The sequence below is a fragment of the Streptomyces sp. NPDC001410 genome, assembly GCF_042895235.1.
Taxonomy (GTDB): Bacteria; Actinomycetota; Actinomycetes; order Streptomycetales; family Streptomycetaceae; genus Streptomyces.
The window spans coordinates 336,982-353,270 of the sequence record NZ_JBIAWE010000001.1 but is presented as its reverse complement, the minus strand read 5'-3'; the positions used below and the strand labels follow the sequence as shown (position 1 = coordinate 353,270).

The 16,289-nt window shown below is 71.1% G+C and carries 17 protein-coding genes and 1 pseudogene; 4 read left to right on the top strand and 14 right to left on the bottom strand.

The window, feature by feature from the left end; genetic code table 11:
* The first annotated feature begins 136 nt into the window (after positions 1 to 136).
* The gene (locus ACFY3C_RS01600) at positions 137 to 1,183 is read left to right on the top strand and encodes a LacI family DNA-binding transcriptional regulator (RefSeq protein WP_390769292.1); all 1,047 of its coding nucleotides are present in this window, start codon (positions 137 to 139) and stop codon (positions 1,181 to 1,183) included.
* 122 nt (positions 1,184 to 1,305) lie between these two features.
* Here ACFY3C_RS01600 and trxA read toward each other — a convergent pair whose 3' ends face one another.
* On the bottom strand, positions 1,306 to 1,680 hold the full coding sequence (trxA, locus tag ACFY3C_RS01595) for a thioredoxin (RefSeq protein WP_386576764.1): 375 nt from the start codon (positions 1,678 to 1,680) through the stop codon (positions 1,306 to 1,308).
* Between the two features lie 176 nt (positions 1,681 to 1,856).
* Between trxA and ACFY3C_RS01590 the strand changes: the two genes are divergently transcribed.
* Complete coding sequence (locus ACFY3C_RS01590; protein WP_390769291.1) at positions 1,857 to 3,287, top strand: dihydrolipoyl dehydrogenase family protein; 1,431 nt, start codon at positions 1,857 to 1,859, stop codon at positions 3,285 to 3,287.
* Positions 3,288 to 3,295: 8 nt separating this feature from the next.
* On the opposite strand, the gene ACFY3C_RS01585 is transcribed toward ACFY3C_RS01590, so the two are convergent.
* Both ACFY3C_RS01585 and ACFY3C_RS01580 read right to left on the bottom strand, forming a co-directional pair.
* Positions 3,296 to 3,940 (bottom strand): peptide deformylase, encoded by a 645-nt coding sequence (locus ACFY3C_RS01585; RefSeq protein ID WP_390769290.1) that lies wholly within the window; start codon positions 3,938 to 3,940, stop codon positions 3,296 to 3,298.
* A 108-nt stretch (positions 3,941 to 4,048) separates the two neighbouring features.
* A complete protein-coding gene (locus ACFY3C_RS01580; protein ID WP_390769289.1) occupies positions 4,049 to 4,381 on the bottom strand; it encodes an SDR family oxidoreductase in 333 nt (110 codons plus the stop codon).
* Positions 4,382 to 4,434: 53 nt separating this feature from the next.
* Here ACFY3C_RS01580 and ACFY3C_RS01575 point away from each other — a divergent pair, with 53 nt between their 5' ends.
* Both ACFY3C_RS01575 and ACFY3C_RS01570 read left to right on the top strand, forming a co-directional pair.
* Positions 4,435 to 4,866: a BlaI/MecI/CopY family transcriptional regulator gene (locus ACFY3C_RS01575; RefSeq protein ID WP_386576760.1), complete on the top strand. Its 432-nt coding sequence runs from the start codon at positions 4,435 to 4,437 to the stop codon at positions 4,864 to 4,866.
* Between the two features lie 6 nt (positions 4,867 to 4,872).
* The gene (locus tag ACFY3C_RS01570; protein WP_390769288.1) at positions 4,873 to 5,802 is read left to right on the top strand and encodes a M56 family metallopeptidase; all 930 of its coding nucleotides are present in this window, start codon (positions 4,873 to 4,875) and stop codon (positions 5,800 to 5,802) included.
* Positions 5,803 to 5,900: 98 nt separating this feature from the next.
* Here ACFY3C_RS01570 and ACFY3C_RS01565 read toward each other — a convergent pair whose 3' ends face one another.
* The 11 genes and pseudogenes from ACFY3C_RS01565 to ACFY3C_RS01515 form a co-directional block, all read right to left on the bottom strand.
* Positions 5,901 to 6,248 carry a tetratricopeptide repeat protein gene (locus ACFY3C_RS01565; RefSeq protein ID WP_386576946.1) on the bottom strand — a complete coding sequence of 116 codons (348 nt, stop codon included), beginning with the start codon at positions 6,246 to 6,248 and terminating at the stop codon, positions 5,901 to 5,903.
* A gap of 62 nt (positions 6,249 to 6,310) precedes the next feature.
* Complete coding sequence (locus tag ACFY3C_RS01560; RefSeq protein ID WP_386576758.1) at positions 6,311 to 6,784, bottom strand: MarR family winged helix-turn-helix transcriptional regulator; 474 nt, start codon at positions 6,782 to 6,784, stop codon at positions 6,311 to 6,313.
* Positions 6,785 to 6,814: 30 nt separating this feature from the next.
* The gene (locus ACFY3C_RS01555) at positions 6,815 to 7,252 is read right to left on the bottom strand and encodes a hypothetical protein (protein WP_390769287.1); all 438 of its coding nucleotides are present in this window, start codon (positions 7,250 to 7,252) and stop codon (positions 6,815 to 6,817) included.
* Between the two features lie 115 nt (positions 7,253 to 7,367).
* Positions 7,368 to 7,829 (bottom strand): annotated as a pseudogene (locus ACFY3C_RS01550) (sugar phosphate isomerase/epimerase family protein); the annotation flags it as partial.
* A 65-nt stretch (positions 7,830 to 7,894) separates the two neighbouring features.
* On the bottom strand, positions 7,895 to 9,391 hold the full coding sequence (locus ACFY3C_RS01545; protein WP_390769286.1) for a CoA-acylating methylmalonate-semialdehyde dehydrogenase: 1,497 nt from the start codon (positions 9,389 to 9,391) through the stop codon (positions 7,895 to 7,897).
* A gap of 13 nt (positions 9,392 to 9,404) precedes the next feature.
* Complete coding sequence (gene iolD, locus ACFY3C_RS01540) at positions 9,405 to 11,282, bottom strand: 3D-(3,5/4)-trihydroxycyclohexane-1,2-dione acylhydrolase (decyclizing) (RefSeq protein WP_390769285.1); 1,878 nt, start codon at positions 11,280 to 11,282, stop codon at positions 9,405 to 9,407.
* Positions 11,279 to 12,151 carry a 5-deoxy-glucuronate isomerase gene (iolB, locus tag ACFY3C_RS01535; protein WP_390769284.1) on the bottom strand — a complete coding sequence of 291 codons (873 nt, stop codon included), beginning with the start codon at positions 12,149 to 12,151 and terminating at the stop codon, positions 11,279 to 11,281. Before iolB ends, iolD begins: the two co-directional genes overlap by 4 nt.
* Positions 12,148 to 13,020: an aldolase gene (locus ACFY3C_RS01530; protein ID WP_390769283.1), complete on the bottom strand. Its 873-nt coding sequence runs from the start codon at positions 13,018 to 13,020 to the stop codon at positions 12,148 to 12,150. Before ACFY3C_RS01530 ends, iolB begins: the two co-directional genes overlap by 4 nt.
* A 4-nt stretch (positions 13,021 to 13,024) precedes the next feature.
* The gene (gene iolC / locus ACFY3C_RS01525; RefSeq protein WP_390769282.1) at positions 13,025 to 13,999 is read right to left on the bottom strand and encodes a 5-dehydro-2-deoxygluconokinase; all 975 of its coding nucleotides are present in this window, start codon (positions 13,997 to 13,999) and stop codon (positions 13,025 to 13,027) included.
* Positions 14,000 to 14,209: 210 nt separating this feature from the next.
* Positions 14,210 to 15,790 (bottom strand): alpha/beta hydrolase, encoded by a 1,581-nt coding sequence (locus tag ACFY3C_RS01520; protein WP_390769281.1) that lies wholly within the window; start codon positions 15,788 to 15,790, stop codon positions 14,210 to 14,212.
* Positions 15,791 to 16,049: 259 nt separating this feature from the next.
* Positions 16,050 to 16,238, bottom strand: a complete 189-nt coding sequence (locus ACFY3C_RS01515; RefSeq protein ID WP_390769280.1) for a hypothetical protein — start codon at positions 16,236 to 16,238, stop codon at positions 16,050 to 16,052.
* Positions 16,239 to 16,289: the final 51 nt, after the last annotated feature.

Sequence of the window (16,289 nt, the reverse complement as noted above, 5' to 3'; positions counted from 1 at the left end):
TTCGCCCCGAACAAGTTCGTAGCGAACGTGTTCGCAATTAGTCGACCTGCGGTTGCTCGACGGAACCTTCGTTCAGCGGTGAAGCACCTTCCCCCGCCCGCCCCCGCCCGCCCCCGCCCGCCACCCCTCTGCAAAGATGCGCTCTGTCATGGTGCAGATACCGAACACGTCCCCGTCCGCTGCGCCCGCACCGCACTCCGTCCCCACGAGTGCCGATGTGGCCCGGCTGGCCGGCGTCTCGCGCGCGACCGTCTCCTACGTCCTCAACAACACCAGCGCCGTACGGATCAGCGAGCCGACGCGCCGCCGCGTCCGCGAGGCCGCGCGGGAGCTGGGCTACGTGCCCCACGCCGCCGCCCGCAGCCTGCGCGCCGGACACAGCCGTATGGTCCTGATGCCCGCCCCGACGATCCCGGTGGGCCCCCTCTACAGCCGCTTCCTCAGTGATCTCCAGTCGGCGCTCGGCCGCCTCGACTACACGGTCGTGCAGTACGGCACGGTCGGCCTCCAGGGCGACGAAGCTGCCCGCGCCTGGGCCGAGTTGCGTCCCGTCGCCGTCCTGGTGCCGGGCGCGGGGCTCGGCCCGCAGGGCGTCGCGGTGCTCAAGCGGTCCGGCGCCCGCGCCGTGGTGACCCTCGGCCCCGAACGCGTCGACGGCGCACACGCCCTGCTCATGGACCACGAGGCTGTCGGCCACTGCGCCGGCATGCATCTCTACGCCCGCGGCCGGCGCCGTATCGGTGTGATCGTCCCCGAAGAGCCGGGCCTGGAGTCCTTCTCCCGGCCCCGGCTCGCCGGTGTGCACCAGGCCCTGCACGGCACGGGCGCGACCGTGACCGCGCTGCCGCTCGCGTACACGGAGCAGGCCGCCGCCGAACTCGCCGCCCGCTGGCCAGAGTTGGGCCTGGATGCGGTGTTCGCCTACAACGACGAGTACGCCATGCTCCTGATGCGCGCTCTGCAGGACCAGGGCGTGCGCATCCCCGAGGACATCGCTGTCGTCGGCGCCGACGACCTGATGCTCGGCCGGCTGCTGCGGCCCCGGCTCAGCACCGTCCACATCGAGCTGCCCTCCGGCCGCGAACTCGCGGAACTGGTCGACCGCGCGCTACGCGACCCCGGCGGCGAGCCCGAGGTGCGCAGGGTGCTGGGGGCCTCGCTCGTCCAGCGCGCCTCCAGCTGAGCCGGTCTCCGGCGGCGGTCAGGGATCCGGAGAGGTGTGACCGGGCCCAAGTGCCGTGCAGAGCAGGGGACTTACGTGGCGGCGTACCCCTCCCAGGGCCGCCCAGGGCTGCCGCCCGGGTGTCACTCGCCCTGCGCCTGCTGGGCGGCGATGCTCTTGCGGACCTCCTCCATGTCCACCTTCCGAGCCTGCCCGATGACGTCCGCGAGGGCGGCCTCGGGCAGGGCACCCGGCTGGGCGAAGATCGCGACCTGGTCGCGGACGATCATCAGCGTCGGGATCGACTGGATGCCGAAGGCCTGGGCCAGTTCCGGCTGGGCCTCGGTGTCCACCTTGGCGAACACCAGGTCGGGGTTGTCCTCGGCGGCCTTCTCGTAGACGGGCGCGAACTGACGGCACGGCCCGCACCAGGAGGCCCAGAAGTCGATGAGGACGAACTCGTTCTCGGTGACGGTCTGGTCGAAGTTCTCCTTGGTCAGCTCCACAGTGCTGCTCATGGCGTGATTCCCTCTTCCTGATGTGGGGGCTTGTGCCGACGGCGGAAACACGGCGATGCGGTCGCCTATTCCATGCCTGTTCCGTGCGTGTTCCATGCCTGTCCCGTGGGTGCACGGTCGTGTCCCGCGCGCGTACTCGTGTGGCCTGGGCGCCGACCACCCACCAGACTGACCCCATGACGGAAACGGAATCCATCGCGTACGACGTCGTGGTGCTCGGGGCCGGGCCCGTGGGGGAGAACGTCGCCGACCGCACCCGTGCGGCCGGCCTCACCACCGCGGTCGTGGAGAGCGAGCTGGTCGGCGGCGAATGCTCGTACTGGGCCTGCATGCCCAGCAAGGCGCTGCTCAGGCCGGTCATCGCCCAGGCGGACGCCCGCCGCCTGCCCGGCCTGGCCGAGGCGGTCCAGGGTCCCCTCGGCACACCCGCCGTCCTGGCCCGCCGGGACGAGTACACCTCGCACTGGAAGGACGACGGCCAGGTCCGCTGGCTGGACGGCATCGGCGCCGACCTGTACCGCGGTCAGGGCCGCCTCGCCGGCCCCCGCACGGTCACCGTGACCGGCCCCGACGGCACCGTGACGACCCTGACGGCCCGGCACGCCGTGGCTGTCAGCACCGGCACCCGCGCCCAGCTGCCCGACCTGCCGGGGCTGGCCGAGGTCAAGCCCTGGACCAGCCGCGAGGCCACCAGCGCCAAGGCCGCCCCCGGCCGGCTGATCGTGGTCGGCGGTGGTGTCGTCGCCACCGAGATGGCCACCGCCTGGCAGGCCTTCGGCTCGCAGGTCACCCTGCTGGTCCGCGGCAAGGGCCTGCTGGGCCGCATGGAGCCGTTCGCCGGGGAACTGGTCGCCGAGGCCCTCGCAGAGGCGGGCGTCGACGTCCGCACCGGCACCACGGTCGAGTCCGTCGCCCGCGAGAACGGCACCGTCGTGGCCGTCACCCACACCGGCGACCGCCTGGAGGCCGATGAGATCCTCTTCGCCACCGGCCGCGTCCCGCACACCGACGACATCGGCCTCGACACCGTCGGTCTGGAACCGGGCTCCTGGCTGGACGTCGACGACAGCCTTCGCGTCGACGGTACCGACTGGCTGTACGCGGTCGGCGACGTCAACCACCGCGCCCTCCTCACCCACCAGGGCAAGTACCAGGCCCGCATCGCAGGCGCCGCCATCGCCGCCCGGGCCGCGGGCACCGCCCTGCTGGACGAGCCCTGGGGTGCGCACGCCGCGACCGCCGACCACTACGCCGTGCCCCAGGTCGTCTTCACCGACCCGGAGGCCTCCGCCGTCGGCCTCTCCCTCGCCGAGGCGGAACGGGCCGGTCACCGCGTCCGCGCCGTCGACGTCGAGTTCTCCTCCGTCGCCGGGGCCGGCCTGTACGCCGACGGCTACAAGGGCCGCGCCCGCATGGTGGTCGACCTGGAGGAGGAGATCCTGCGGGGTGTCACCTTCGTCGGCCCCGGCGTCGGCGAACTGATCCACTCCGCGACCGTCGCGGTGGCGGGCCGGGTCCCGGTGGGCCGCCTGTGGCACGCGGTGGCGTCGTATCCGACGCTCAGCGAGGTGTGGCTGCGGCTGCTGGAGGCCTACCGGGACAACTGACGGCCGGCTCAGGGCAGTTCAAAGCCCAGCGCCTCGGCCGCCGCGTGCGCGGTCGGCTGTCCCCAGCGGGCGGCCACCGCCTCGTTCGTGGACAGGGAACGCAGTTCGGCGCGGTCGAGATAGAGCAGGCCGTCGAGATGGTCCGTCTCGTGCTGGACGATGCGCGCGGGCCAGCCCGTGAACACCTCGTCCAGCTCGCGGCCGTGCTCGTCCTGCCCGCGCAGCCGCACCTCGGCGTGCCGGGCCACCACGGCCTGCCAGCCCGGCACGCTCAGGCAGCCTTCGAAGAACGCGGCGCGGGCGGTGCCGACAGGCTCGTACGACGGGTTGACGAGGACCCGGAACGGCTGCGGCACCCGGCCCCGGGCCAGCGCCACCTCCTCCGGCACCGGCGCCGGGTCCTCGATCACCGCGATCCGCAGCGGCACGCCGACCTGCGGTGCGGCCAGGCCCACGCCCGGGGCCGCGTGCATGGTGACGCGCAGGGCCTCCACGAAGCGGTCCAGCAGAGCGGGGCCGAGCTGACCGTCGTACGGTTCGGTGCCCTGGCGCAGGACCGGCAGACCGGCCGCGACGATGGGCAAGGGGCCGCCGGCCGCGAGGAGTTCCTCGACCCGCTCGGCGAGAAGTTCGCGATGACTGGGAGGTGCCATCGCGTCAGGATGCCATGCCCGCCTGCCACATCCTGTGGAAGCCGGTGAGTTCCCCTCAGTGCGGCTCCGCACGGCAGGGGTTTGTCCTTCCGTCGGCACGTTTCCGGTTCAGACCGTCTTGATCGTGCCGCCGTCGATGACGTAGTTGGCGCCGGTGATGTTTCCGGCGACGTCGGACAGGAGGAAGGCGATGAGGGCCGCGACTTCTTCGGGTTCGGTCGGGCGGCCGGTCGTGATGTTCTGGCCTTTCACGAGCTGCTGAACGAATTCTTCAAGGCTCATGCCGGCCGCGGCAGCCCACTCGCCGACCGGGCCGTCGGGATCCTGGTAGACGGCGGTGCGCACCAGGCCGGGGGAGACGGTGTTCACGCGTACGCCCCGGGGACCGGACCAGAGGCGACGGCCGGCGTGAAGTAGCGTGGTCCGACACGCTCTCGGCACTGGCTCCGGTGCCCCGGAGGTGAACCGAGCGACAGGCAAGGGGAGAGCAGGACATGGTGCGGGACGGTGGCCGGGCCCGGCGGCGCGGGCAGGGGGAACTGGAGGGCCAGGTCCTCGGCGCGCTGCGTGAGGCGGGCGGGCCGGTCAGCGCCGCCTGGGTGCAGGAGCGCCTCGGCGGCGACCTCGCCTACACAACCGTCGTCACCATCCTCACCCGGCTGCTCGCCAAGGACGTCGTCGCCCGCGAACGACAGGGCCGCTCCTTCCTGTGGACGCCCACTGCCGACGTGGCCCGGCTCGCCGCCCTGCGCATGCGCCGTCTGCTGGACGGCGAACGGGACCGCGAGGCCGTCCTGGCGAGCTTCGTCACCGCCCTGCCGCCCGGCGACGAACAGGTGCTGCGGGCGCTGCTGGACGCCGCCGAGCCGGGCTCGGTGAACAATGGGAACACCCCGCACACCGGCGACGGCGGTGCGCAAGACTGACCGCCCATGGGGGTCTTCGTCTTCCTGCCGCTGGTGCTGCCGCTGTCCGCCTGGCCGGTCGCCCGGCTCGCCGAGGTGCACCTGCACCCGCGCACCGCCACCCGGCTGCTCACCGCGGTCGCCGTCGTGATGGCCGTGTGCAGCACGCTCTGCCTGGCCCTGCTGATGGTCGTGGGCACCGCCCAGCTGCCCGGCAACCCCCTCCCGGACGGCTGGTCCGACCCCGAGGTGCGGGCCGCCGTCCCGCACGACGAGGTCGCGGGCCGCGCCGCCATCCCCGCGCTCGCCGCGGTCGCCACCGCCTGCGCCCGCACGCTGTGGCGCCACCACCGGGTCACCCGCCGGGCCCACCGCGCCCTGGCCGCCCTGCCCGGACCGACGGTGGCCGTCCTGCCCGACAGTGCGCCGTACGCCTACGCCCTGCCCGGCGGCCGGGGACGGATCGTCGTCACCACCGCGCTGCTGGACGGGCTCGCTCCCGCCGAACGGCGCGCCCTGTTCGCCCACGAACGCGCCCACCTCGCCGCCCGCCACCACCGCCACCTGCTCGCCGCCCAGCTGGCCGCCCGGGCCAACCCCTTCCTGCGCCCGCTGCGCACCGCCGTCGTCTACACGGCTGAGCGCTGGGCGGACGAGGAGGCGGCCCGCGCGGTCGGCGACCGGCGCACGGTCGCCCGCGCGATCGGCAAGGCGGCGCTGCTGCCCCACGGCACCCCGGCGCCCACCCTCGCCGCGCTCGCCACGACCGGCTCCGTCCCGCGCCGGGTGGCGGCCCTGCTGGCCCCTGCCCCCGTGGCCCGCTCCTGGCCCTCGGCGTTCACCTCGGTCGGCCTCGCCGCCTGGGGCGCCGCCGCCGGCACCCTGGTGTCGGCGATGTCCTCGGCGAACTCGGCCGTCACCCTGTTTGTGACCCTGCACGCGGCGGCCCCGCTGTGACCGCGGTAGATCGCCGATGACGTGCACGGTGCGGCGGCCGGTCCAGGACGCACGAAGGGCCCGGTTCCTTGAGGGAACCGGGCCCCGCTCACGTCGTGTCAGTCCTCCGGGAAGTCTCCCGCGAGCGCCGAGGCGATCCGCAGATGCTGGTCCGCCTCGTCGTGCCGCGCCTGCCGCTGGAGCGTGCGGCCCAGCATCAGCCGGGCGTAGTGCTCCACCGGGTCGCGCTCCACGATGAGCCGCAACTCGGCCTCCGCACGGCGCAGTTGGGCCGAGTGGTAGTAGGCGCGGGCCAGCAGCAGCCGGGGTCCGGTCTGCTCCGGCACCTCCTCGACCAGGCCGGCCAGCACCCGTGCGGCGCCCGCGTAGTCCTGAGCGGCGAAGAACTGCTGCGCGCGCTCCCAGCGCTCGGCGGGGGTGCCGTGGTCGTAGTACGTGGTCTCCACTTGCGTCTCCACTCGTGACCTCCTTCGACGGCCACAACGGAACGCGATAGTTCAATATTCCACTACTGCGGGGTGGTGGCGGTCGGGTCCAGAGGCGCGTCGAGCAGGGTCGTCAGCTCGTGGGTCAGCTCCCGGGTCCGGGCGCTGTCCAGTCCGCCGAGCGGCTCCAGCAACTGGGTCAGCAGGCCGTGGACGACGTCGATCGCCCGCCGGGTGGTCTCGAGACCCTCCTCGGTGAGCGCGAGCTGCACCGCGCGCGGGTCGCGCGGGTCCTTCGCGCGCTCCAGCAACCCGGCAGACTCCAGGCTGCGGGCGAGCTTGGAGACGTACAGCGGTTCCAGGCCGGTGTGGTCGGCGAGGCGCCGCTGGCTGGGCCGCTCACCGGAGCGCTGCATGCCGTACAGCGACGCCACCAGCGAGTACTGGGCGTGGGTGAGGCCCAGCGGGGCCACCGCCCGGTCGACGGCGACCCGCCACTTCATCGACAGCCGCCACACCAGGAAACCCGGGGTGGCCCCTTCGGATGTCTTGCTCATGGCGGATACGGTACATGGCTACTATGGCGGTCACGATCGCAGCGACTCCTGGAGCGCCGCGTCGGCCGCCTTGAGCACTTCGGCGGCCACGGCGACGCCCTCGACGCGTCCCAGCTCGGTGTCCTCGTGCTCGATGTTGACCAGCATGTCCGGGTCGACCTCGTGGAGGGCACGCAGGAACTCGGTCCAGTAGGCGACGTCGTGGCCCTTGCCGAGGGCGACGAAGTCCCAGGAGGACTCCTTGGGCCACTCGTTGGCCCACTCGTCTCCGCCGAGGTTGGTGCGCGGCTCGTCGGGCGACAGACGTCGGAAGCTGTTGTCGAGCACGCCGTTGAGGGCGACGTGTTCGCGGTTGATCCGGACGTCCTCGGCAGCGGCGTGGAAGACCAGCTCGCCCAGGTGGCGGACGACCTCGACGGGGTCCACCTGCTGCCGGAACAGGTGCGAGGCGTCCAGCTCGACGCCCACGTGGGTCGCCCCGGTGAGCTCGATGAGCCGGTGGCACGTCGGCGCAGTTGAACACGACGTTCTGCGGGTGCAGTTCCAGGGCGACCTTGACGTCGTGGTCACGGGCGAGCCGGTCGGTCTCGCGCCAGAAGTCCGCGACGATCCGCCACTGGTGGTCGAGCACGTCCAGGGCCGCGGAGTTCCACGCGTTGACGATCCAGTTCGGGCGGGACGCGCCCGGCTCGCCGCCGGGCAGGCCCGACATGGTCACCACGCGGTGCTGTCCGAGCCGCTCGGCCAGGCGGATGGAGCGGCGGATGTCCTCGGCGTGCTTCTCGCCTGTCCGCGCGTTCGGGTGCAGGGGGTTGCCGTTGGCGTTCAGGCCCGCGACGGCGACTCCGGTGCCCTCGAAGAGGCCGAGGAAGTCGTCCCGGGCGGCGTCGCTGACCAGGATGTCGTCGAAGGTCGGGACATGGACGGCGGGCAGGAAACCACCGGTGTTGATCTCGATGCCGGTCAGGCCCAGACCAGCGATGACTTCGATCGCTTCCGGCAGCGGCCGGTCGTGCAGGAGCGCGTTGTAGAGTCCGAGCCTCATCTTGTCGTTCCTCAGCCCTTCTCGACAGTGCGGGTAATGGTGCGCGGGGTGGGCGGGAAGGGGAGTCAGCTGGAGGTGGGGAAGGCGAAGCCGGCGGCGATCTGTTGTGTCCGCTGGGGCCAGCGGGTGGTGACGACCTTGGGGCGGGTGTAGAAGCGGATGCCTTCGGGTCCGTGGATGGGGGAGTCGCCGATGAGGGAGTCCTTCCAGCCGCCGAAGGAGTAGTAGGACATCGGGACCGGGACCGGGACGTTGATGCCGATCATGCCGATCTTGACGTTGCGCTGGAATCGGCGGGCGGCTTCGCCGGAGGCGGTGAAGAGGGCGGTGCCGTTGCCGTAGGGGTTGGCGTTGATGAGGTCGATCGCCTGGTCGAGGCCCTCCGCCCGGACGATGGCGAGGACCGGGCCGAAGAGTTCCTCCTGGTACGCGTCCATGGCGGTGGTGACGTGGTCGAGGAGGGAGGGGCCGGTGAAGAAGCCGTCTTCGTGGCCGTCGATCTTGAGTCCGCGGCCGTCCACGACGATGGTGGCGCCCTGGGCCGCGGCGGTGGTGACGGCGTTCTCGACGCGTTCCTGGGCGGCCTTGGTGACCAGGGGGCCCATCTCGGTGCCGGGTGCGTTGCCCGGTCCGACCCTCACCTCGCGGGCCTTGCGCTCCAGCACCGCCACCAGTGCGTCGGCCGCGTCACCCACGGCCACGGCGACGGAGACGGCCATGCAGCGTTCGCCGGCGGAGCCGTAGGCGCCTGCGGTGATGTGGTTGGCGGCGAATTCCAGGTCGGCGTCGGGGAGGACGACGGCGTGGTTCTTGGCGCCGCCGAGGGCCTGGACACGCTTGCCGTGAGCGGTGGCCTGCTCGTGGACGTACTTGGCGATCGGAGTCGAGCCGACGAAGGAGACGGCCTCGATGCCGGGGTGGGTCAGGATGGCGTCCACGGCGTTCTTGCCGCCGTGGACGACATTGAAGACGCCGTCGGGGAGGCCGGCCTTCTGGTACAGCCCGGCGACGAAGTTGGCGGCGGAGGGATCGCGTTCGCTGGGCTTGAGGATGAAGGTGTTGCCCGTCGCGATGGCGATGGGGTGCATCCACAGCGGCACCATGGCGGGGAAGTTGAAGGGCGTGATGCCGGCGACGACGCCGAGGGGCTGGCGGAAGTTGTGGACGTCGATGCCGCGGGAGACCTGGTCGGAGAAGGATCCCTTGAGGACGTCGCCCAGGCCGCAGGCGAACTCCACCACCTCGCGTCCGCGGACGATCTCGCCGCGTGCGTCGTCGACCGTCTTGCCGTGCTCGGCGGAGATGATCCGGGCCAGTTCCTCCTCGTGTTCGACGAGGAGCTGACGGAAGGCGAACATCACCTGAGTGCGCCGGGTCAGCGAGGATTCCGACCAGGTCTCGAACGCGGCGGTGGCAGCCTGGACGGCGGTGTCCACGTCGGGTGCGCCCCCGAGGACGACCTGGGCCCGTTCCTGCCCGGTAGCGGGGTTGAAGACCGGCTGGGTGGCGGTGGCGGAGCCCTGGGTGGGGGAGCCGTTGATCCAATGGGGAATGGTGTTCACGGGAGCGGGTTCCTTACAGGTAGTGGCGCTGGGTCTGCTTGTGGGCGGCGTATGTCTCGTAAGCGGTGCGGGTGGTGTCGAGCGCGGAGACTTCGCTGACGGGGACGTCCCACCAGCCGTGGCCGGGCGGGTTGGGCCCGTAGAGGTCGGTCTCGACGTGGACGACGGTGGTGCGGGTGGCGGCCTTCGCCTCCTCCATCGCCGAGCGGAACTCCTCGACGCTGGTGGCGTGCAGGACATCCGCACCCAGGCTGGCGGCGTTGGCGGCGAGGTCGACCGGGAGGACGCTGCCGTCGAGGAGGCCGGAATCGTCGTTTCGGTAGCGGTACTTGGTACCGAAGCGCTGGGAGCCGAGTGATGCGGAGAGCGCGCCGATGGAGGCGAAGCCGTGGTTCTGGACGAGGACGATGATGACCTTGAGCCCTTCGGAGACCATGGTGACGATCTCCTGGGCCATCATGAGGTAGGAGCCGTCGCCGACGAGGACGACGACCTCGCGGGAGGGATCGGCCATCTTGGCGCCGACGCCGGCGGCTACCTCGTAGCCCATGCAGGAGTAGGCGTATTCGACGTGGTAGGCCTTCGGATCGCGGGCTCGCCACAGTTGTTGCAGGTCGCCGGGCATGGAGCCGGCCGCGTTGATGACCACGTCACGGTCGTCGAGTACGTCACCCAGCACACCGAGGATCTCGGTCTGGGCGGGAAGCGGACCGTGGCCCAGGGTGAAGCACCGGTCCTCGATCTCCCTTGTGCGGGCGATGAGCCGGCGGGTGTGCGCCCGGTGGTCCGCGGAGACCTCCCAGTCCGCCAGCGCTCCCGCGAGGGCCTGGATGCCCAGGCGGGCGTCGGCGACCAGCGGTTCGGCGGAATGCTTGACGGCATCGAGCCGGGCGACGTTGAGGTTGACGAAGGCGACGTCGGGGTTGGCGAACACGGTGTGGCTGGCGGTGGTGAAGTCGCTGTAGCGGGTGCCGATGCCGAGGACGACGTCGGCCTCGCGAGCCAGCTCGTTCGCCGCGTACGAGCCCGTCGAGCCGATGCCGCCGACGGCGTAGGGGTGGTCCCAGGGCACCGCGCCCTTGCCGGCGTGCGTGTCGGCGACCGGGATGCCCGTGGCCTCGGCGAACGCCCGCAGTTCGGTCTCGGCACCGGAGTACACGGCGCCGCCGCCCGCGACGATGAGCGGCTTCTTCGCGTTGCGCAGCAGCCGCGCGGCTCGCTCGACGGCGCTGGGTTCCGGCACCGGGCGGCCCACGTGCCAGACCCGGCGCCGGAAGAAGGAGAGGGGCCAGTCGTAGGCCTCGGCCTGCACGTCCTGTGGCAGGGCGAGGGTGACGGCGCCGGTCTCGGCCGGGTCGGTGAGCACGCGCATCGCGGCCAGTGCGGCCGGGACGAGCTGCTCGGGGCGGGAGATCCGGTCGAAGTACTTGGACACGGCGCGGAAGGCGTCGTTGACGGTGACGTCCCCGCCCCGGGTGTCCTCCAGCTGTTGGAGCACCGGGTCGGCGGCGCGCGTGGCGAACATGTCGGACGGCAGCAGCAGGACCGGGATGCGGTTGGTCGTCGCGAGCGCCGCGCCCGTGATCATGTTCGTCGAACCGGGCCCGGTGGAAGCCGTGCAGGCGAAGGTCGCCAGCCGGTCGCGCATCTTCGCGTACGCCACCGACGCATGCACCATGCCCTGCTCGTTGCGCGCCAGGTAATAGGGGAGGTCGGCCTCCTGGGTGACGGCGGCCTGGAGGAGTGCCTGTCCGATGCCGGCGACGTTGCCGTGCCCGAAGATGCCCCACACACCGGGGATCAGCCGCTGCTCCTGGCCGTCGCGTTCGCTGTACTGGTTGGCCAGGAAGCGGACGAGAGCCTGGGCTGTGGTCAGTCGTACGGTGTTCATCGGTTCTCTCCGAAGGGCAGCCGGTCGTCGATGTCCTGGGAGTCCCAGGTCGATCGCACCCAGCCGTGGGCGGGGTCGTCGCAGATCAGCCAGGCGCGGTCCGGGCCGGGGCCGGCCATGACGTTGAGGTAGTAGAGGTCGTAGCCGGGCGCGGCGATGGACGGGCCGTGCCAGCCGTGCGGGATCAGCACGGTGTCGCCTGAACGCACCTCGGCGAGCACGTCGATCGGCCGATCCGAGGTGCCGTAGACGCGCTGGTAGCCGAAGCCGTTCTCCCCGGCGATCTGGAAGTAGTAGATCTCCTCCAGCTCCGATTCCTGGCCGGGCCGGGCCTCGTCGTGCTTGTGCGGCGGGTAGGACGACCAGTTGCCGCCGGGGGTCAGCACCTCGCACACCAGCAACTGCTCGGCGTCGAAGGTGCCGGGCAGGCAGTAGTTGTTGACCTGCCGGGAGCAAGCGCCCGCGCCGCGCAGTTCGACGGGGACGTCCTCCTTGCGCCCGTACCGAGCGGGGAGGCCACCGCGCTCGGTACGGGCGGAGGGCAGCGCGAACGTCCCGCCGGACGCACTGCTGATGAGGGCCTCCGACTCGCGGGTCAGATACGCGAAGTCGGAGGCCGAGGCGAACACACTGCTGCGGCCCTGGAGTTCGAAGGCGCGGCCGTCCGTGGTGACGGTGCACGAGCCCGTCAGCGGCAGCACCAGGAACTCCGAGTCGCCGGTGGACAGCGCGTGCGCCTCACCCGGCTTCAGGGTGAGGATCCTGAGGCCGGAGCATCCCCAGCCCGCCGACTCGGGCGTGACCAGGAGGTCGTAAGGTCCGTCGGCCGAAGTCCCCTTCGGCAGGTGGTACTTGCTCGTGCTCGTCACAGCAGGCTCACCGCCCGGTCCACCGCACCGGCGACATCGCCGTCCGAGGGATGGAGCAGCGAGCGTCCGACGACCAGACCCTGCGCCGTGGGCAGCTTCAGCGCCCGGCCCCAGGAGGCGAAGGCCGCGTCGGGGTCGGTGACCTCGCCGCCCAGCAGCAGCGCGGGCAGCGTGGACGAAGCGAGTACGCGCTCCATGTCCTCGACGACCGGCAGCTTCAGCCAGGTGTACGCGGTACGGCGGCCCAGCCCCGACGCGATCGTGATCGACTTGACGACGGCCTCGGGGGAGAGGTCGTTATGGATCTTCCCGTCCTGCCAGGTCGAGATGAACGGCTCGACCATGGCGATGAGGTGATGGTCATTCAGCTCATTCACGGCGCGGGCGGTGTCCACCAGGGCCGACGGAGTCGCCGGATCGTCCAGGGCGATGCGCGTGAGCATCTTGCCGCCGTCGAAGCCCATCGCGGCGATCGTCTCGGCGTCGTAGCCGGTGAACCGGTCGTCGATCTCGAACACCGACCCCGCAAGGCCCGCCCGGTTCATCGAGCCGAACACGCTCTTGCCGTCGAGGACGCCGAGCAGCAGCAGATCCTCCAGGATGTCGGCGGTGGCCAGCACCCCCGTCACACCCGGCCGCTCCAGAGCGGTGCACAGCCGCTCCAGCAGCTCGAAGCGGTCCGCCATGGCGCTCGGATCACCGCCCACGCCGTTGGCGCCCCGCGCCGGATGGTCCGCAGCGACGATCATCGCCTTGCCGTGCTCACCCAGCAGCGAGGTCGCCTTCACGCGGCGCGCGGCCGCTGCCGCTATGGCGCCGGGATCATTGACCCGGGCGGACACGATGCGGCTCACGTTGTCGGACGACACGTCGTCACGCCTTTCGTTCGGTGGAGGCGGGGACGAGGGATGCCTCGCGGAGCCTGACGTCGACCTCGGCCTCGGTCGGCATCGCGTCGGAGCAGGCCAGGCGGCCGGCGACGATGGCACCGGCGGCATTCGCGAAGGAGACCGTGCGCCGGGTGTCCCAGCCGGAGAGCAACCCATGACACAGCGCGCCGCCGAACGCGTCACCGGCACCCAGGCCGTTCACCACGTCCACCGGCACCGGCGCGATCTCGACCGCCGAGCCATCCCGGTCCATCGCCAGCACGCCTCTGGGACCCTGCTTGACCACAGCCAGCTCCACCCCTGCGGCCAGCAGCGCCTTCGCGGCCGCGTACGGCTCACGCTCACCGGTGGCCACCTCGCACTCGTCGAGGTTGCCGACCGCGACCGTCGTATGCCGCAAGGTCTCCGCGTAGTACGAACGCGCCTCGGCCGGGTCCTTCCAGAACATCGGCCGCCAGTCGAGGTCGAAGATCGTCGTCCCGGCCTCGGCCCGATGCGCGAGCGCGGCCAGGGTCGCCGAACGGCTCGGCTCCTCGCTCAGCCCGGTACCGGTGATCCAGAAGATCCCCGCGCCGCGCACCGCCCCCAGATCCAGCTCACCCGGCTGAATGTCCAGGTCAGGCGCCTTGGGCAGTCGATAGAAGTACAACGGAAAGTCATCCGGCGGGAAGATCTCACAGAACGTCACCGGAGTCGGCGCAATATCCGACGTACCGACGAACCGGCTGTCGACGCCGTATCCCTCCAGCGCCGACCGTACGAACGCACCGAACGGATCCCGCCCCGTCTTCGTGATCACAGCCGAGCTGCGCCCGTACCGCGCCGCGGCCACCGCCACATTGGTCGGGCTGCCGCCCAGGTACTTCCCGAACGACGTGACCTCCGCCAACCCCACACCTGTCTGGAGCGGATACACATCCACTCCCACTCGGCCCATGGTCAGCACTTCGAACGACATCAGGCTGGTTTCCCTTCGAGGGCTTGAAGCGCTTTAAAAGCACGCTCTAAGGCCAGTACGATGCCGTTCTTCAAATGTCATGTCAATAGGATGTTGCTACGTGGTCGTCCGGGCCTGTCTCGGTCACACCCATCACCGGTTGCGCGCCGGGCCCTGCTTCTCGCAGTGCCCGGCGCGCAACCGGCAGTCAGCATGCCTCGGTGAGGCGTGTCAGAAGCGGGGTGCCTGCGGTGTGTTCTGCGGCATCGGGACGATGCGCTGGTTCACGCCGGGGCTCTGTCGGCCGGACGGCTTGCAGGTGACGTCCTGCGCCGGCAGCTTTCCGTCGCCCAGGTAGGCGTTGATGGTGCGTTCGGCGCAGGAGCCCGGGTCGGTGGCGTAGACGCCGTGACCCTCGCCGCCCTTGACGTACACCATGCGCGAGCCCTTCAGGGCGCGGTGCATGCCGAGGCCGCTGACCAGGGGCGTCTGGGAGTCCCACTGGTTCTGCACGGTGAGTATGCCGACCTTGTTGTCCACCGTGGTGACGGGCTCGGCCGGCTTGTCCCAGAACGCGCAGGGCGTGATGTTGGAGCCGAAGTCACCGTAGAGCGGGTACTTGGCCTTGTCCTGGATCGCGTCACGCCGGTACTGCTCGGGGTCGCGCGGCCAGGCCGCCGTGTCGCCGCAGACCACGGTCCAGAAGGCGGCGCTGCCGTTGTCGGCCGGCGGCTGCGCGGCGGCAGCCCCGGACCGGCGTGGTCCCCGCTGATCGTCCGGCGCGGGGGAACGGTGGGAGACCGCGTGGCCGCCGGCGGCCTTCTTCAGCTCGACGACCGCCTCGGCCGCGCCCTTGGGGCTGAAGAACGCGGGGCGCAGAGAGGCGCGGATGTCGTCCCCGGTGACCTTCTCGCCGCCGTTGTCGATGGGCGTGCGGTCGGCCCGGGCGATCAGGTCCCAGAAGGACTTCTTCACCTTGGCCGGGGTGTCCCCGAGTCGGTAGGTGCGGTTGCGCTGCGCGGTCCACTTCGTCCAGCGGGCGAACGCCGGCTCCGTGCCCTCCGCCCAGACCTGGATCATGCCCCGCCAGACCCGTGCGGGGTCGACCGCGCTGTCCAGCACGAAGCGATCGGTCCGCTCGGGGAACATCTGCGCGTAGACGGCGCCCAGGTACGTGCCGTAGGAGTAACCCAGGTAGGAGATCTTCTTCTCGCCCAGAACGCCGCGGATGACGTCCATGTCGCGGGCGGTGTTGCGGGTGGTGATGTACGGGAGCTTGTCGCCGTTCTTGGCACGGCACTTGTCGGCGACGGTCCGGGCCCACTTGACGTCATGGCTGAACGTCCGCGGGTGGTAGGGGTGTTCGGTGTTCTGCTCCTTGTCCGTGAGGCCGCAGGTGACCGGGCTGCTGCGACCCACGCCGCGCGGGTCGAACCCGATGAGGTCGTACTGCTCACGGACCTTCTTGGGCATCACGTCCTTCATCATGACCGGCATGTCCAGGCCCTCGCCGCCCGGGCCACCGGGGTTGAAGAGGAGCGCGCCGTGCCGCTTGCCCGGGACACTGGTCTTCATACGGGAGATGGCCAGCTTGATCGTCTTGCCGTCGGGGCGGCTGTAGTCGAGCGGTACCTTGAGCGTCGCGCACTGGTACGCGGCGGGCAGCGACGTGTCGCATCTGTGCCACGCGGGCCTCTGGCTCTCGAATGTCTTCAGCGGTTCCGCCGCGGATGCCTGAGCCGGGGCGAGGGCGGGGACCAGCGTTGCCGTGACCCCCACGGCGAGCAAGGGCGCAATGCGTCCTATCCGCACGATGGTCGTTCCTTTCCGTCAACTTCCGGGAAGGTATGACCATTTCGTGTCTGTGGGGGCCGGCGAATCCATCTGCAGGGCGGTCTTGCTACAACTCGCGGCGTACACAGAACAAGACGTGCGGAGGAGAACCCGAACGGGCTGATCACCATCCGCGCTTGTCCGTCGAGACACCGTTGCCGAGGGCGTTGTCGTCGCGTCCGTACTGGAGTTCCTCGTCGAGCACGCCGAAGACCCTGTCGAGTGAGCGCGTGGAGGGTCAGCCGTGCTGTCGCCGCGTCCGGTCGCGGAGCAGGGCGGTGCCCGCGCCGAGCGAGACGACGCCCATGCCGACGCTGGTCGTCACCCCCTGGGTGCCGTCGACGGCGAAGGGTGCGACCGCGGCGACGGCGAGGTTGAACAGGAACAGGGACCACAGGACCGGACGGGAGGAGAGCAGCTGCTTCACGGACGTTTCCCTTCGGAGGGGGGACGCGGACTCCCCGGCGGGGCGTCGCTG